Raw genomic sequence first — 15648 nt, 5'->3', positions numbered from 1 at the left:
GCCGTGTGGAACGTGTTCAACTGGGACGACGTCGCCGAGCGCTACGCCGCCGCCAAGAACTGAGACTCCTGAGGTCTCCTGAGGCCTCGTCCGCAGCCCGGATCGAGACCTGATCCGTCACCGGGGACTGCCCCGGCCGACCCCGCCCCTGTTCTGGGGCGGGGTTTTCTTGTGCAGGTAGGGTGTCGCATGTGAGCAGGAAGAAGAACACCAGGAGCAGGAACGGCAGCACTCGTGCCACTCTCGCACTGGAGGCGGCCGGGGTGCCGTTCACCGTCCACACCTTCACCCATACCCCCGGTGTCACGGACTTCGGCGGGGAGGCCGCCGCCGCACTCGGCGACGCTCTCGGGCCTGTCGACCCCGGTCACATCTGCAAGACTCTTCTGGTCAGCCTGGACGGCGGCCCACGGTCAGGAGCTCTCGCAGTGACGGTTGTGCCTGTGACGATGACCCTCGACCTGAAAGCGGTCGCCACCGCTTTCGGAGCGAAGAAGGCCACGATGGCCGACCCGTCCGCCGCCGAGCGTTCCACCGGCTACGTCGTCGGCGGGATCAGCCCGTTCGGTCAGAAGAAGCCCCTGCCCACCGTGATCGACGCGAGCGTCCGGGAATTCCCCACGATCTTCGTCTCCGGGGGACGCCGGGGGCTCGACATCGAGATCACACCCGGGGATCTCATGACCGTCCTCGGGGCGGAGTCCGCTGCCGTCGGCCGCGACTGACGCCCACGGCACCTCCACCGCCCCCGCCGGCAATCGGAAGTGTTACCACCTGTGCGGCATGGCGGACAGCAAAACCCCAGGTCACAAAAAGTGTTACCACTTCACAGTGGTAACACTTCGGCCGGCCGGTTCGCCGGATCACCTAGCCGCAGGTCACCCCGGTGGCATGGACCGGGCAGTAGCCTCCCGGGTTCTTGTCCAGGTACTGCTGATGCTCGTCCTCAGCCAGGTAGTACTCCCCTGCCGGGGTCTCCGACAGCAGCGACACCTCCGTGGTGATGTCGCCGTAGCCCGCCTCAGCCAGCTTCTTCCCGTAGGCCTCCACCTCGGCGGCGGCGATGTCGCGCTGCTCCGGGGTGGTCGCGTAGATCACTGACCGGTACTGGGAGCCGACGTCGTTACCCTGACGGTCTCCCTGCGTCGGGTCATGGTTCTCCAGCCCGGTCCGGATCACCGTGCGCAGGTCGACACGCTCCGGGTCGAACACCACGTCGACGACCTCGGAGTGCCCCGTGCGCCCGGTGCAGACCTCGCGGTAGGTGGGGTTGGGGGTGTAGCCCCCGGCATATCCCACCGAGGTGGACTCCACCCCGTCCAACTGCCAGAACAACTTCTCCGCTCCCCAGAAGCACCCCAGGCCGAGCACCACGTGTTCCTGTCCGTCCTTCCACGGCCCGGTGACCGGGGTGCCGAGAACCGTGTGGGGACGGGGGTTCTCCAACACGGGGTGGCGTCCGCCGGACAAGGCGGTGTCTGCGGTCGGCCGGTCTGCGCGGAACGGTCCGCCCGACTGTGCTGCGTTCATGGCGAGGATACGGTCAAGGAAGCTCATACCCCTTCCAACGGCTGAGACAGCGCAGGGATTCCCGGCGCACCCCGACGCAGCCAGTTCCGGACGGCGGCGGTGGCGAAACAGTCGTCGGCGTTGTATCTCTCCAGGGTCCGCTGGGCCGCGGACGCCGCAGCACCGTCCCCGCCGACAGCCACCTCGAACAGGTCCACGGCGACCCGCCCGTCAACGTCTTCCTGGCTGAAGGTGAATCCGGCCAGGGGCGCGGTGGCCTTGAGCCCCAGCGAGGAGTTCGCCGCGACAGCTGTACGTACCAGGTCGAACACGTCCACCCAGTGGTCCGACGCCAGGAACTCGTTGACATCTTCCAGGGACGGCATGACCGCTTCACGGCCGTCGGCGAGGAGGTAGGTGGTTCCGCCGTAACGTCCTGCGTAGTGGCGTAGCCAGTGGTTCTCGCCCTGTTGGGAATAGCAGTACACGCGGCAGACCCGTCCCTCGCGGGCGGCGGCGGCCCGTCGTGCCGACAGCCAGGTCCAGAAGGACGCCACGTGGCGTCCGTCGTCCCCGGTCGTCCCGAAGTCGGTGAAGGAACGGTAGACCGACCCGTCGAACGTCCCCCACAGGAACGTTCCGCGGTCGGGGTGGGCCTCCATGTCCACGTCGATCTCGACGGCGTCGGCGAGCTCGTCCGCCATCGGTGCCTCCCCGTCGACCAGTCGCTCAGGCATACGGAAAGAATGCCCGCACCACAGGTCGGTCCGCACGATCCACCGGCGCAGCGGCCGCCGCAGGTACCCCACCCCGGCCAGCCACGCGGTCGCCAGCGCCGACGTCTCCCCGCCGTCCGCCGTCGCCAGTTCGGCGAGGGTCTCGATACCCCGCTCGCGCCACCGCGCGGCCCGGTCCCCCGGCAGCATCAGACTGAGGTCCCCGGTCTTCAGCAGCCGGGCGCGGCAGTGGTTGTGGAACTCGCACGTACCGCACTCCCTCACCCGCGTCGGCTCGTCCGGCACCGGAGCCTCCAACGCGCGGACCAGGCCCGGAACCACGCGCTCCGCAGGAATGACGAGACACTGCGTCAGGTCGGCACCGATGAACCCGACGTCACCGGAGCCGAGGCCGAGGACCTCCAGCAGCACGTGCGCCACGGCGACCTTCTGCGAGTCCACCGGCGTGCTGCGGTGCTTCAACCCCACCGGCAGGGGACGGGCCAGCCCCAACGCCGCGACGTCCACCACGCGTACACCGGTACTCCGCGTGGTCGTTCTCGCAGCCACCGTATGGCCGGTCACCGTGACGGGCATGTAGGTCATGTCCGTCGCCGGGCCTGCACCACTGTCGGTGCGGACCAGCAGATCGATGTCGCAGGCCAGAGCCCCGTCCGCCAGACGGCCACCGACGATGAGCCTGGTTCCGGCGGCAAGCGCCTCGAGCGTCTGTTCCTCAGCGGTACCGTCGTCCGTCACATCGGCTCGGGTCGGGACGAGACGCTCACCGAAACGGGGACGCCGGGGCAGCGCCGCGGCGACCGCCTCGCGTCGCCACCGGGCGCGGCACCGGCCGACGGCGCGGTCGATCACCGTCCCGGGTGTCAGCTCCGCGGAGACCCGCCCCGAAGACAGGGCACGGTCGAGCACCCGGCGGTGCCGGCAGCCGGTCAGGTCCGCCGGGGTGACCGGCGCCGGGTCTTCCACCGCGTCAGTAACCTCGCGGCCCTCATGCTCCCACATACGCCCACATACTATTGAGTAGACTGGCACGGAGAAAACGGCCGGGAACGCGGCCGACAATAGCCGCACGACGACAGGTACGGGAGCATATCGATCATGGGAATTCTCAGCTCGGCACGACGGCGACGCCACGAGAAACGGGCGAGCTACAAAGCAGCGAAGGTCCAGGCCCGGACCGAGGCACGCGAGACGGCCAAGCTGGACAGGAAGAAAGAGGCCTACCTGCAGAAGATGGCCCGCAAGGTCCGTAAGCAGGAGAGCCGCGACCTCAAGAGCCAGCGTAAGCATGACGCGAAACTCGCCGAGGCCACTGTCGAGCAGATCAAGGCGGGACGGTTCAACGCCAAGACGGTGCTGCGTTACACCGGGGCTCTCCGGGTACTGCTGCCGGTCGCCATTCCGTTGGTCTACCGGGCATTCACCCAGTTGTCACAGGGAAGCACCGGGCGTGGCACCACCGCCGAGTTCTCCAATTTCGTCGGTGTCGGTGCGCCTCAGCGTGCCCGGATCGCCGACCTGCGCACCCGGATCGAGCGCGGAAACGTGCCCTCCGGTTTCGCCAAGGACGCCAACGCCAGGCTCGACGAGTTGGAGAATTCCCTCGACAATGCGTCCGGAATGTCGGACTCACAGACCAGTAACCTCACGTCCAGCGTTTCCACAGAGTTGGACCTGCTCGACCGGCAGTTCGCCGAAAAGGTCTGAGCTTTCCCATAAGCGAATAGTCGGTATATACCCCGCCATGAATACAGAGGGTGACAATTAGTCAGCATCTCCGCTACACTTCCGGATAACGGCATGTAAGAGTGCCACAATTTCACTGCCAAAAAGTGTAATCGTCCAGAAGGAAGCAAAGGAAACCATGGCACGCAGAGAAGTCACCCAGTTCTTCGACGACCTCGACAACACGTCGCTCACCGCGGATGAGGTCAACGTGGTGGAATTCAGCTACAAGGGGTCGACGTACGTCCTGGACCTGTCCGAGGAGAACGCACAGAAGTTCGCGGACACCATCGAGCCCTACATCACCGCCGGAACGAAGGTCACCCGTACCCGTGGTCGCGGCCGTCCTTCCAGCAACGCCGGAAAGTCCGATTCAGGCCGTAACCGCCGTATCCGCGAGTGGGCCCGCGACAACGGCCTCTCTGTCTCCAGCCGCGGCCAGATCGCCCGCGAGGTCATCGACGCCTACGAGTCGGCCAACCCGTCCGACCGCTGAAACAGCCACCGCGCCAGCCGTCACAGCATTCCCGCCTGGCGTGCGGCGGCGACCGCGGAGGTACGTGACCGCACGCCCAACTTGTCGTAGACATGGGCGAGGTGGGATTTCACCGTCGCCTCGGAAAGAAAAAGCTCCGAGCCGATGTCACGGTTCGATTTCCCCTGCGACACCGCCTGGAGAACCTCGAGTTCCCGTGCGGACAATGACGTCGCAGGGTCTTTCTCCCGGTGCCGTAGACGATGCGCCACTGCCCCTGACAATGCAGTCGCCCCCTGCGCCGCGGAACGCACCGCGCTGATTAATTCAGCCGGTGGTGAATCTTTCAGCAGATAACCCACCGCCCCGGCTTCGACGGCGCCGAGGATCTCGACGTCGGTGTCATAATTCGTGACGACCAGCACATTGGGTGGGGCGGGAAGTTCCCGGATCCTCGCCGTCGCCTGCGCACCGGTTTCCGTCTCCCGCCCAGCCGTCCCCGCGCCGAACCGCAGGTCCATGAGAACGACATCCACCGGAATATCAGCCACCGTTTTCACGGCTCCGTCGGCGGTATCAACTTCACCGACGATACTGATGTCCGCCGCACTCTCCAGCACGGCACGTAACCCCATTCTCACGATCTCGTGATCGTCCGCCAGCAGGACACGGATCATTCCGTCCATTCCGCGGCCTCCTCCGACTCCGGTCGTGTCACATTCCCGCATCACTTTTCGTCCATTCTACAATCCCGGTGTAACGGTCCGGGGTGCCTCGTGGGCAAGCGGAACCTCCACCGCAATCGCCGTGCCGGACCCGACCGCACTCTCCACGACCAATGTGCCGCCCAGTTCCTCCACCCGGCGTCGCATCGTGGCCAGCCCGATATGCCCTTCCTCCGCACGCTCCGCCAGCGTCGCGCTCACCGCAGCCACGTCGAACCCCGAACCGTCGTCCACGATGTCGAGTCGAACGGCCTCCGGGTTCGTCGACAGCGTGATCAGGGCACGCGACGCGCCCGCATGCTGCCGGACGTTCGCCGCCGCCGACTGGGCGACCCGCAGAAGCACCGCTTCCACCGCGATCGGCAGTTCGACTGCGCCGTCCCCGCTCTCCACACTCACCGTGAGTCCGTCCCCCGACACCGACTCCGCCAGACGCCCCAGAGCGTCGACCAACGATCCGCCGTCCAGGTCCGACGGCTGTAGCGCCGCGATCATCGCCCGTGTCTCCCGGAGGCTGCCCGCCGCGACGTCCCGTGCCTGGAGCACCCGTTCCACCGGAGGCTCGCCCTCCGTGACGCTCTGCCGCACGTCCCGTTCTGCGGCGTGCAACAGCATCTGGATACTCGACAGGCCCTGCGCCACCGTGTCGTGGATCTCATGCGCCAGACGCTCACGTTCCTCCACCACGCCCGCCTGCCGCTCCGACTCGGCGAGAAGGCTGCGGGTCCGTACCAGTTCGTCGATGAGCCGACGGCGGTCTTCACTGACCACATACAGCCCCTCCACCGTCACCCCGATCACCATCGCCACCAGACCCGACAGCACCGGGCCCAGCACCGCCCCCGTGGACGGCCCCGCCACTGCCACGGACAGACCGGCGGCGATCACGGTCACCACCCCCGTCGCCATCACACCCCACCACGTCGGCAGCAGGTACAGGTAGAGGGCGAACAGGGCGATCGCCAGATACGCTGCCGTAGCCTCCTGTACCGCCAGCATGATCCACAGCGCGCTCAGAACCGTCAACCAGGTCACCCGGCGTGGAAGCGCCGCCGAAACGGGCCGTGACAACCCTGTCGCCGCCACCAGGGCGAACGGCACTGCCGTGAGGGCCACAAGGGTCGGCGACCCGTCCTCCCGCCCAGCGGCTGACCAGACCGTGACCGCCAACAGCAGTCCGACGAGTGCGGCGATACCACCCCGCATCAGTACTGAATCGCGCACCGCCACTTCCTTGTCCATGGGAACACAGTATCCTCGACACGTGGAGTTCATCGAGTACCCGGTATCCGCAGTGATGAAGCTGTGGCACATGGCGTTGACCGCCATGGGGGTTGCAGACGCGACGGCATGGACGGCGTCCATCGCTCTGCTGGTGCTCACTGTCAGGTTGATCCTCGTCCCGTTCGCCTACCGTGCCTACCGGTCGACCCGCATCCTGGTGAATCTGCGACCGGCGCTCTCCGCCCTGGACGAGGAGTACAAGGACCGTCTGAGTCAGCCCGAGCGCAAGGAGCTGATGAAGAAACGGCGTGAGCTGCAGCTCTCCAACGGCTACCGGCTGCGGGACGGTTGCCTTCCGGCGCTGATCCAGATCCCCTTCTTCATCGGTCTCTACCGGATCCTGCTCCAGGTCGCCCGGCCCACCGACCTGGAGGCGGCGTCCCACCCCGGCATCGGGGCACTGAGTGGTACGGACGTCTCGCACTTCCTCGAGGCCGACATTCTCGGGATCCCCCTCGCCGCCTACTCGACGATGTCCGATGAGCAGTTCGCCTTCCTCGGTACCACCGGTGGTGAGGTCTTCACGTTCGCCGTGCCACTCTGTATCACCGCTGCGGTGTTCACCACGCTGAACATGGCGTACTCCATCTACCGGAACTGGCTGACCCTGGACGAGAACAACGGCACCTCCCGTGCGATGTTCAAGCTTCTGTTCTTCATGGCGCCGGTCGCGATCCTCGTCCCGATCGTCTTCGGGCTGGCGGGGCCGGCTCCGGCCGCCATCATGTGCTACTGGGTGATGAACAACCTGTGGACGATGACGCAGAACATCGGGCTGCACCTGGTGCTCGACCGGCAGGTCCCCTACTCCGAGGAGTTCCGCCGGCACCGTGCCGAGGTCGGAGCTGCCCGTAAACAGCGCAGGAAGGAGATCCGGGAGGCGGAGAAGGCCTTTACCGAACGCTCCCGTGCACGGTCCACCCGTATCAAGGAACTGGATGCGACATTGCACCGGTCCTCACTGGACTCCGTCCGCGCAGAAGCAGCGGAGGAACGCGACCGGCTGACCGCGGAGGAAGCTGCTGACCGGGAGGCGACGGACCGGCTCGTCAAGCGCGAGAAGCTTGAGCGTGCCGAGCGTCGGGCACGTCAGCGGGCCCTGCAGCGGCAGGCCATCGCCGAAAAGAAGGCGGCGAAGGCGGCCGAGTCTTCCGAGTCTGCCGAGGTGGTCGAGGCGGCCGAGGTAGCGCCGCCCGCGCCCGGCAGCGATGCCGGTGAGCCAGATAAGACCGAGGCTGCCGACGCCACCGCACATTCCGCACCCCGCGGAGGCAGACACCGCCTGCCCGAGCCTGACGAGGATGACGGCATCAGCCCCTACCGGGGGCGTCACCGACTCAACCGGTGACAGCGCATGCAGGGATGGGCCCCTACATCGGGGACGCCAGGGTTATGTCGGTGCCGAGGGACCCGGACCGACATAACCCCGGTGCACTGCACATTCCGGATAGGCGGCCTCCGATACCGGGGACGGACGCGACAGAGACACGTGTCACTTCGGCGCAGATGACTCTCAGGTGCCGTGGTTCTGGGCCGCCCACAGGCGGGAGTACTGCCCACCGGCGGAGAGCAGCTCCTTGTGGGTGCCGTCCTCGATGACCTGTCCGGCTTCCATGACCAGGATCCGGTCGCAGGACGCAGCCTGGGACAGTCGGTGGGCGATGACCACGCCGGTGCGTCCTGCGAGCGCGGCGGCAGCGGCGTGGTCAAGCAGGTGGGCGTGGGCGGAACCGGCTTCGGCGGTGGCCTCGTCGAGGATCGCCAACGCAGGATCAGCGAGCAGTAGCCGGACCAGCGCAATGTGCTGGGACTGGGCTGCGGTCACCGGCATGCCACGGGGCCCGAGGTCGGTGTCCAGCCCCTGTGGCATCTGGTCGAGCAGGTCCTCTGCACCGGTGGCGGTGACGGCCTGACGGATCTGCTCGTCATCGGCCCCGGGTGCGGCGAGTACGAGATTCTCACGCAGCGTTGCAGCGAAGATATGGGTCTCCTGGCTGATCAGCGTGGTGTCGTCCGGCGCCGTGACCGTCCCGGCATCAGGTGTGTGGATGCCGGCGAGAAGCGCGGCGACGGTCGTCTTCCCCGCGCCAGAGGTGCCGACCACGGCCAGGTGTTCTCCCGGCGCGATGGTCAGGGTGACGTCTTCCAGGACGTCCGGCCCCTCGGCGTAGGCGAAGGTGACATGGTCGAGGCCTGCGCTGTCCAGTGCAGTGCTGGTTGTTCGCGCACCCTCATGGTCCACCTCGTCACTGATGCCACTGGTGCCACTGGTGCCACTGATGTCGACGTCCGTCACTCCGACGATCCTGGCCAGTGACGCGGTAGCCAGCTGGAGGGTGTCGATCACGCTCATCAGGGACCGGATCGGTCCTTGCAGCCGCAGGAAGAACAGGACGGCGGTGGTTGCCGCACCGACGGTCACTGCCCCGGCACCGACAAGGTGGAATCCGAGCACCAGGACAGCACTGACGGCAACCGCGAAGGCCACGTCGATGCGCCAGTTGAACATGGTGACCACGGTGCGGGCCCGGAGTGCCCATCCTGCGACGGCCCAGGAGGCCCGACCGATGCGACGGTTGTGCGAGTCCGACATGCGGAACGCTGTAACGGTGTCCAACCCGCGCAGCGAGGAGAGGAGGTGGTGGGCCCGGGTCCCGAAGGCGAGACGTTGGGCGGCGTACATCGGCGGGGCGATCCGCATGTACCACCGCAGGGTCAGCCAGTACACCGGCAGCATCACCACGAGCACGATGCCGAACCGCCAGTCCAGGGCACTCATCCCGGCGATGGTGAGCAGCAGGGTGAAGATCGTGGACGACAGGACCGGGACGACCTGCTGGAGCGCCTGGGACACCTGGGCGACGTCGTCACTGGCGCGGCTGATCAGGTCGCCGGTGCCGGACCGCTCCACCCGCTGCTGGGGAAGGCGGAGGGCGGTGGCCACCAACCGTTCCCGCAGGCCTGCCAGGATCCGTTCGAAACTGCGGGCGGCCAGAAGGACACCGAGGATCTGCAGTGCCCCTCCCCCGACGACGGAGACGATGATGAGCAGGGCGTAGTTCCATAGCGGAGAGGTGCTGTCGTTGGTGACGTCGTCGACGACTCGGCCGAGTGTCGCCGGGGCGATGAGTTCGAGGGCCGCGGCGACACCTGCGAAGACTGCGGCGAGGACCAGGACGATGCGACGTCCGCGGAGGGCGTCCCACAGGACAGCAGCGGTGCGTCGTCCGGTGGCGGTGGGCAGACGGTCCCCGATGTCGGTGGTGTCGGTACTGCTGGTACTAGTCATGGGCCACCTCCATGTCGACGATCCTGTCGCAGGCGGCAAGCAGGGTGGCCGACCCGGTGACGATCACGGTCGTCCGGCCGTCCCGGACGGTGGCGATCCGGGTGGCGATGGTGTGTTCGGTGATCGCGTCGACGGCGGTCGTGGGGTCGTGCAGCACGAGGACCGGTGCGTCCACGGCGAGGGCCCGGGCCAGGGCGATGCGCTGGCGTTGTCCACCGGACAGGCGGGTGCCGGATTCACCGACGCGGGTGTCCAACCCCGCCGGCAGACTGTCCACGATATCGGTGCAGGATGCCGCGTACAGAGCGCGGTCGCTCGTACCTTCCGCCGCGGTCGGGGCGATGTTGTCGGCGATGGTGCCGTCGAAGATGTCGGCGTTGTGCGGTGAGGCGAGGACGTACCCACGGTAGGTGTCGACGGGGAGGGTCTCTGCCGGGACGGTGCGTGCACCAGAGACCAGGGTGACGCCGTGTGCCCCACTGGCGAGGGTGTCCACGAGGTCGCGTGCCCCGGCGCCGTCAGCACGGATGCCGAGCAGTTCGCCCGGAGCCGCGCGGAAGCCCGGGGTCTGTATACCCAGGGGTTCTTCATTCAACCGTGTACCGTCGAGCGCGCTCCCCGGATCGCTGCGATCATCGGCGTAGGGAGTATTCAGCAGGTCAAGCACTCGTCCGGCGGAGGCGACGCCGGACGCCCAGATCGATCCGATGGAACGTGGCAGGTTGGTCAGCGGGTTCATCATGAACTGGGTGACACCGATGACAGCGATAAGGTCGCCGATGCTCAGTGCACCGTTGATCGCCAGGGCAGTCGCAGCGACGGTGAGGCCGGCGATGAACACACCGGACACCACGTTCATGGAACCGTAGTAGAGGCCACGCGAATTCTGTACGGTCAGCGCCCCCTGCAGTGCTTCCTGGCTGACGCGGTTGTACCGGGTGGTGGAGATCTCTTCGGCCCGGAGTCCTTTAATGGTGCGGTAGCCGGTGATCAGGTCAGACGCCTGACCGGTGGCTGCTGCGACGCGGGCCTGTTGTTCCTTGCTGCGGCGTTGCATCGGGCCGCCTGCCAACGTCATCACCCAGAGCATCAGCGGAGCACCGACCAGGACGGCCAGGCCCAGGGGCCAGGCGATGGAGAGCAGGATGACGCCACCGGCGACAATGGCGACCAACTCGCCGACCGGGTAGACACCGAGCTGCATCGTAAACGCCACGCGGAAGACGTCCCCGGTTGCGATGGAGAGATCAGCACCTCCGAGCTGCCGGTCCTTCATGCCTGCGGGATGCAGCAACCGTTCGGTGACGGTCATCCGCAGGCGGTGCTGGACCATCTGCATGCCGTACTGGCCGCATCGTGAACCGAAACGGGTAGCCAGGGAGCTCACCAGCACAGCTGCGATGACGACGAGGCACCACAGGATCAGTTGGACGGTGTCCTGGGTGGCGATGGCCCGGTCGACGGTGGTCCCGGCTGCGACAGGAAGCAGCGCACCAGCGACCTGGCTGATTCCCAGGAGAACGGCCGCAGGAACGGTGAATTTCTTCGCCCCGAGAATGATCCTCCAGGTGAACCGGGCAGGTGAGGTTTCCGGGCCGTAGGGGATCACAGCGTGCGCCGGGGGTGCATCCGGTGTCTGAAAGAGCAGCGGCCACCGGATGCCGAAAAAGTGGCTGCGGAGAGCTTCACCGTCGGTAGCGGGCGCGGTCCCCGGAGCGGCACGTTTAGGCGGTGGCATGCATGGTCCTTTCAGGTCAACATGTCCAGTATGCCCGAGCCGCCGGACGACAATAACGTAGCTCGCTACCGGCCTGCGGCAGTCAAGGTGTAGATCGTCCGGTCCCAGCCGAACTTCTCTGTGCCGGCGACCGTGACTCCGGCACCCGCGAAGGCCGTCGCCAGCTCCTCATCGGTACGGTAACCCGAGCCCCAGACCGTGAGCGACAACACGTCGTTCTCCGCGGCATGCTCGTCAATGCTAGGGACGTCAACGTCGAGAGTGTGTGGCGAACACCGAGTCTGATCTGCTCATAGGGGCGCCCTAGCAGTTCGGTGACGCATCATCCCGGAATCCTCAGACACCAACGTCGGCTGGGAAGCTTCACTGCGCACCACGGCCGAGGCGGTGGGCATGGATGACAAAGCCGAGGAGATCATCAGCGACGTCAAGGGCGAGTACGAAAACGCCGGCGGAGACGTGGCGGCAGAGAAGACCTACAACTTCACCGGGTACACCGAGAAACTGGGCTTCTTCTCCGGGAACGGCTCAGTCTTCCAGCTCTTTGGGCTGTCACCGTCCGACAGCCAGGATGACTCCCAGACCAAGTCCGCGTTGTCGGTGGAGGACAGTGACCAGCTCACCGGCGATCTTCTCGCCGTGTACCCGCAGGCGGAGGCTGACCGCAAGGCACTCGACTCCAACCAGGCATTCCAACAACTACCCGCAGTCAAGAACGGCGCCGTCTACTACGCCGACGCCCCAGGACGCCTACGCCCTCAACACCGCCGGACCACATTCGCTGCGATGGTTCCTGGACCGCATTACCCCGACGATCGAGAAACTCGACTAGGGACGCCCCCGGGCCGATCGGAACCTCATTCAGATCGAGTACATCATCGGCGCGGTGTACAGCAGCTGCTTGGCGAGCTCCCGCGCTGTTTCGAGCGGAGTGACCGTCCGGTTCATCTTCGCTCCGGCGATACCACCGTCGAGGAAGACCATCAGCTGGTCGGCGAGCGTACGGGAGGCGTAACCGAACTTCTCGGTGAGCAGGTCCGCCATGGTGTCCCGACACCAACGGCGGTGTTCAAGTGCGGCGGCACGGATGCGGTGTTCACTGTCCGTGTCCGGCCGCGGGTACTCACTGGCCGCATTCTGGAAGTGTGAACCGCGGAAGTTCTCCCCCGGCTGCTCGGTGATACACATGTCGAAGAACGCAAGGATACGATCCTCGGGCTTCGGGCGGTCCTCGCACATCTTCTCCCAGCGTTCCCGCCAGTCCTTGTCCAGTTCCTCGAGGTAGGACACCACGAGATTGTCTTTGGAGCCGAACAACGAGTAGAGACTCGCCTTCGCCACGTCCGCGTCCCGGAGGATCCGGTCGATACCGATAACGCGGATACCTTCGGTCGTGAAGAGGTGGGTGGCGCTCGCCAGCAGTCGCTGGCGCGGCCCCGGACGATTACGACGACGTGAGGCGGAGGGCCCCTTCGCCGCCTTCGGCTTCTTCGCCTTGGACGGGGACGCGTCACTGCCGTCGGTCGTCGTGGAACCGGAGCCGGCCATGTCGTCCCTCCATATGTGCGGGGTAGTTCTGTCGACGGGATATACCCGCCGTTCCTGCCGTATTTTACACAAGCCTGTGCCGCTGCCGACACGCTGTCGGCAGCGGCACAGGCTCATGCCGACGCGCGCTTACTTCGACGTCGGACGCACGACCATCATCGGGCACGGTGCGTACTGCAGCAGGGCCCGTGACGTGGAACCGAGAAGCATGCCACGGAAGCCTCCGCGGCCGTGGGAGCCGAGGACCAGCAACTGGGCGTCATCGGCGTTGTCCTTGAGGACCTGGATCGGCCGGTCGCGGTCGACGACCTCCTCGACCTTGACGTCCGGGTACTTCTCCCGCATCGGAGCAAGTTCATCCTGCAGGATCTTCCGCTCCTGTGCGGACATCGCGTCCAGCTGACTCTGCACCGCAGCGAGGCCGACGAGACTGGTCTGGACCTGAGCGTCCGCCCAGCTGTGGACAGCTCGCAGCGTCGCGCCACGGGCGTCCGCCTCACGGAACGCGTACTCGAGAGCCTTACGGGAGACGTCCGACCCGTCCACACCGACGACGACAGGGCCGTACTTGTTGTTTACGGTGACGTCATTGTCCTTACGGACGACGACCACCGGGCTCGACGCATGGGAGACGACCGCCGACGAGACCGAGCCCAGCACGAGCCCCGAGAGTCCGCCGAGGCCGCGGGAGCCCATGACGACGATGTCGGCTTCCTCGGACAGCTGCAGCAGAAGATCGATCGGGGTGGACTCAGCGATGTAGTAGCTGACCTCGATGTTCTCGTCGAAGCTGCGTACCAGCTCGCGCGCTTCGTTGATCTTCGCCATCGCCTCCTCTTCGAGCTGGTCGTAGAGCTCCTGGGGAGGGATCATGCCGTCTGCGTACATGAACTGCGGCATGGTGTACGCCGTGACGAGCTTCAGCGGCGCATTACGCTTGGTCGCAGCGTTTGCAGCCCATGCGACGGCTGCGGAACCCGCGTCAGAGCCGTCAACAGCGACGACGATTTCATTGGTGGCCTTGGCGTCCGACATCTCGGAACCCCTTTCAGGTCGGTGGCTTCCATCTACCGTCCATTATCCCCCGGGGGGAGATTCACTGCAGAAAACCTCCCATTCAGGGGTAGCCCACACCACCCCGGGTGGTCTGGACGGGGGTGGGTATACTTAACCGGCGCCGTGCATGTCCGCTCAGGGTTTCGGCGCCCCCGGAGCGTTGCTCGGGAAGAGGAGTTCATAGACGAACTCCACGGCGCCGAGAACGGCCTGGCCGATGGTGGTCTGAAGAAAATCGACGATCTGTGAAATATCCATGGACAGGAGCTTAGCCTGCGAAATCCACCCCTCCCAATAGTCGACGGGCTCAATCCGTCACGCGTCCGGGTCGATTCGGAAGCACCAGCGCTGGAGGTGGTGCAGCACCTGATCGCCACCCAGCAACACCATGACCCGACGGACGATGTCACCGCTGTGCTCCGACGTTTCAACGCCGGGGCGGTCCGCCTCGACGACGGACGAGCTCTCGCTCCCGAGGACGTTGTTCCGGCAGGTGTATTCATCTGGTTCTACCGACGGCCTGCCCCCGAGCGCCCGGTACCTGGGACGCTTCGCGAGATATACCGTGATGAACGACTGTTGGTCGTCGACAAACCACCGTTCATGTCCACCCTGCCACGGGGGCAGCACATCACCGAGACAGCCGTTGTCCGTGCACGCCGACAGTTCGGTATCGACTCCCTGTCACCCGCGCACCGGCTCGACCGACTCACACGGGGGGTGCTTCTGTTCACGGTGAAGCAGGACGTCCGAGGCGCGTACCAACGTCTCTTCGAGAGCCGCGGTGTGCGTAAGACGTACGAAGCGGTGACACCCGTACCGGCTGGATGGGGCGAACTGCTCGCTCCAGACGTAGATAGCCGGGAGGACACGGTTCTACTGCCGGTCCCAGCTGGCGCGTTCGGTTCTGGGACCGACGCGGGTATGCACCCTGTTCCGTCGCCTGAGCGCCCGTGGGTCCTCCGCCACCATATGGTCAAACTCCGCGGCCGGATGGCTACCTATCTGACAGACGATGAACCGAATGCGGAGACAAGAGTAACCGGTATTCGTTTGGTGGGCACCGACGGCGGCGAAACGGTCCAGGGCGCGGTGCGTTCTGTTCCCAGGATTGTGTGGACGCTGGAACCGCACAGTGGCAGAACACACCAATTGCGGGTCAACATGAGACTGTTCGGTACACCGATAGTCTCTGATCCGTTGTACGGCGAACTAAGCGATACCGCCCTGTGGGACGTCGACGGGAAGATGCCGTTCGTGCCGTCAGTCGCCGACGAGGACTTCAACCACCCCATGGGACTGACCGCGGTTGCACTGTCGTTTTTGGATCCGTTCACCGGTGAACACCACACCTTCCACAGCACCTACACCCCCCACAACCTCTAAAACCACCACCACAACCCCGCACCCCCGTCCGTCGGGCGGTGTCCGTCGGGCGGTGTCCGCCGGGCGGCGCGGGCCAAGCGGCACACACCCACACACGCACACAAAAAAAGAGGAGGCCCCGGCAACCAGAAAACTGGCTACCGGGGCCTCCCCACACACTTGATGCCGGCGGCGTC

Annotated in this window: 16 protein-coding genes and 1 pseudogene; 7 read left to right on the top strand and 10 right to left on the bottom strand. The window is 65.9% G+C overall.

What is annotated here, in order from left to right; translation table 11 throughout:
• Positions 1 to 191 precede the first annotated feature (191 nt).
• Positions 192 to 725: an aminoacyl-tRNA deacylase gene (locus FS507_RS16000; protein WP_145943764.1), complete on the top strand. Its 534-nt coding sequence runs from the start codon at positions 192 to 194 to the stop codon at positions 723 to 725.
• A gap of 142 nt (positions 726 to 867) precedes the next feature.
• Here the strand turns inward: FS507_RS16000 and msrA are convergent, their stop codons facing one another.
• Both msrA and FS507_RS15990 read right to left on the bottom strand, forming a co-directional pair.
• Entirely contained in the window at positions 868 to 1557 is a 690-nt protein-coding gene (gene msrA / locus FS507_RS15995; RefSeq protein WP_145943763.1) for a peptide-methionine (S)-S-oxide reductase MsrA, read from the bottom strand.
• Positions 1554 to 3248: a ribonuclease H-like domain-containing protein gene (locus FS507_RS15990; RefSeq protein ID WP_145943762.1), complete on the bottom strand. Its 1695-nt coding sequence runs from the start codon at positions 3246 to 3248 to the stop codon at positions 1554 to 1556. Before FS507_RS15990 ends, msrA begins: the two co-directional genes overlap by 4 nt.
• A 96-nt stretch (positions 3249 to 3344) precedes the next feature.
• Between FS507_RS15990 and FS507_RS15985 the strand changes: the two genes are divergently transcribed.
• Together FS507_RS15985 and FS507_RS15980 are read left to right on the top strand one after the other, a co-directional pair.
• Positions 3345 to 3953: a DUF6474 family protein gene (locus FS507_RS15985; protein ID WP_145943761.1), complete on the top strand. Its 609-nt coding sequence runs from the start codon at positions 3345 to 3347 to the stop codon at positions 3951 to 3953.
• 157 nt (positions 3954 to 4110) lie between these two features.
• Complete coding sequence (locus FS507_RS15980) at positions 4111 to 4467, top strand: histone-like nucleoid-structuring protein Lsr2 (RefSeq protein WP_145943760.1); 357 nt, start codon at positions 4111 to 4113, stop codon at positions 4465 to 4467.
• Between the two features lie 20 nt (positions 4468 to 4487).
• Here FS507_RS15980 and FS507_RS15975 read toward each other — a convergent pair whose 3' ends face one another.
• Entirely contained in the window at positions 4488 to 5123 is a 636-nt protein-coding gene (locus FS507_RS15975) for a response regulator transcription factor (protein ID WP_145943765.1), read from the bottom strand.
• A 66-nt stretch (positions 5124 to 5189) separates the two neighbouring features.
• A complete protein-coding gene (locus tag FS507_RS15970; RefSeq protein ID WP_145943759.1) occupies positions 5190 to 6413 on the bottom strand; it encodes a sensor histidine kinase in 1224 nt (407 codons plus the stop codon).
• A 22-nt stretch (positions 6414 to 6435) separates the two neighbouring features.
• Between FS507_RS15970 and yidC the strand changes: the two genes are divergently transcribed.
• Positions 6436 to 7803 (top strand): membrane protein insertase YidC, encoded by a 1368-nt coding sequence (yidC, locus tag FS507_RS15965; RefSeq protein ID WP_145943758.1) that lies wholly within the window; start codon positions 6436 to 6438, stop codon positions 7801 to 7803.
• A 165-nt stretch (positions 7804 to 7968) separates the two neighbouring features.
• Here yidC and FS507_RS15960 read toward each other — a convergent pair whose 3' ends face one another.
• From FS507_RS15960 to FS507_RS17735, 3 genes are all read right to left on the bottom strand, one after another.
• Complete coding sequence (locus FS507_RS15960) at positions 7969 to 9744, bottom strand: ABC transporter ATP-binding protein (protein WP_145943757.1); 1776 nt, start codon at positions 9742 to 9744, stop codon at positions 7969 to 7971.
• A complete protein-coding gene (locus FS507_RS15955) occupies positions 9737 to 11482 on the bottom strand; it encodes an ABC transporter ATP-binding protein (RefSeq protein ID WP_145943756.1) in 1746 nt (581 codons plus the stop codon). The genes FS507_RS15960 and FS507_RS15955 overlap by 8 nt, the downstream gene beginning before the upstream one ends.
• Before the next feature lie 65 nt (positions 11483 to 11547).
• The gene (locus tag FS507_RS17735; protein WP_186314733.1) at positions 11548 to 11694 is read right to left on the bottom strand and encodes a hypothetical protein; all 147 of its coding nucleotides are present in this window, start codon (positions 11692 to 11694) and stop codon (positions 11548 to 11550) included.
• A 181-nt stretch (positions 11695 to 11875) separates the two neighbouring features.
• On the opposite strand from FS507_RS17735, the pseudogene FS507_RS19300 reads away from it, so the two are divergent.
• Both FS507_RS19300 and FS507_RS18570 read left to right on the top strand, forming a co-directional pair.
• Positions 11876 to 12163: pseudogene (locus tag FS507_RS19300) on the top strand (hypothetical protein); the annotation flags it as partial.
• A complete protein-coding gene (locus FS507_RS18570; protein WP_260853574.1) occupies positions 12093 to 12314 on the top strand; it encodes a hypothetical protein in 222 nt (73 codons plus the stop codon). The pseudogene FS507_RS19300 and the gene FS507_RS18570, both read left to right, overlap by 71 nt.
• Positions 12315 to 12343: 29 nt before the next feature.
• On the opposite strand, the gene FS507_RS15945 is transcribed toward FS507_RS18570, so the two are convergent.
• From FS507_RS15945 to FS507_RS18565, 3 genes are all read right to left on the bottom strand, one after another.
• Entirely contained in the window at positions 12344 to 13030 is a 687-nt protein-coding gene (locus tag FS507_RS15945) for a TetR/AcrR family transcriptional regulator (protein ID WP_145943755.1), read from the bottom strand.
• A 129-nt stretch (positions 13031 to 13159) separates the two neighbouring features.
• The gene (locus tag FS507_RS15940) at positions 13160 to 14065 is read right to left on the bottom strand and encodes a universal stress protein (RefSeq protein WP_145943754.1); all 906 of its coding nucleotides are present in this window, start codon (positions 14063 to 14065) and stop codon (positions 13160 to 13162) included.
• A gap of 156 nt (positions 14066 to 14221) precedes the next feature.
• Complete coding sequence (locus FS507_RS18565) at positions 14222 to 14344, bottom strand: hypothetical protein (RefSeq protein WP_255372532.1); 123 nt, start codon at positions 14342 to 14344, stop codon at positions 14222 to 14224.
• 99 nt (positions 14345 to 14443) lie between these two features.
• On the opposite strand from FS507_RS18565, the gene FS507_RS15935 reads away from it, so the two are divergent.
• The gene (locus FS507_RS15935) at positions 14444 to 15472 is read left to right on the top strand and encodes a pseudouridine synthase (protein WP_260853573.1); all 1029 of its coding nucleotides are present in this window, start codon (positions 14444 to 14446) and stop codon (positions 15470 to 15472) included.
• Positions 15473 to 15648 lie beyond the last annotated feature (176 nt).

Source organism: Corynebacterium glyciniphilum AJ 3170, assembly GCF_007673095.1.
Taxonomy (GTDB): domain Bacteria; phylum Actinomycetota; class Actinomycetes; order Mycobacteriales; family Mycobacteriaceae; genus Corynebacterium.
This window is presented reverse-complemented; position numbering and strand designations above follow the sequence as displayed.

Excerpts from the sequence above, each read along its gene's own strand:
- FS507_RS15985 (WP_145943761.1), top strand. The coding sequence starts at position 3,345 with ATGGGAATTCTCAGCTCGGCACGACGGCGACGCCACGAGAAACGGGCG.
- FS507_RS15970 (WP_145943759.1), bottom strand. The coding sequence starts at position 6,413 with ATGGACAAGGAAGTGGCGGTGCGCGATTCAGTACTGATGCGGGGTGGT.
- FS507_RS15960 (WP_145943757.1), bottom strand. The coding sequence starts at position 9,744 with ATGACTAGTACCAGCAGTACCGACACCACCGACATCGGGGACCGTCTG.
- FS507_RS15990 (WP_145943762.1), bottom strand. The coding sequence starts at position 3,248 with ATGTGGGAGCATGAGGGCCGCGAGGTTACTGACGCGGTGGAAGACCCG.
- FS507_RS15980 (WP_145943760.1), top strand. The coding sequence starts at position 4,111 with ATGGCACGCAGAGAAGTCACCCAGTTCTTCGACGACCTCGACAACACG.
- FS507_RS15955 (WP_145943756.1), bottom strand. The coding sequence starts at position 11,482 with ATGCCACCGCCTAAACGTGCCGCTCCGGGGACCGCGCCCGCTACCGAC.
- FS507_RS18565 (WP_255372532.1), bottom strand. The coding sequence starts at position 14,344 with ATGGATATTTCACAGATCGTCGATTTTCTTCAGACCACCATCGGCCAG.
- FS507_RS15940 (WP_145943754.1), bottom strand. The coding sequence starts at position 14,065 with ATGTCGGACGCCAAGGCCACCAATGAAATCGTCGTCGCTGTTGACGGC.
- FS507_RS15945 (WP_145943755.1), bottom strand. The coding sequence starts at position 13,030 with ATGGCCGGCTCCGGTTCCACGACGACCGACGGCAGTGACGCGTCCCCG.
- FS507_RS15975 (WP_145943765.1), bottom strand. The coding sequence starts at position 5,123 with ATGATCCGTGTCCTGCTGGCGGACGATCACGAGATCGTGAGAATGGGG.
- msrA (WP_145943763.1), bottom strand. The coding sequence starts at position 1,557 with ATGAGCTTCCTTGACCGTATCCTCGCCATGAACGCAGCACAGTCGGGC.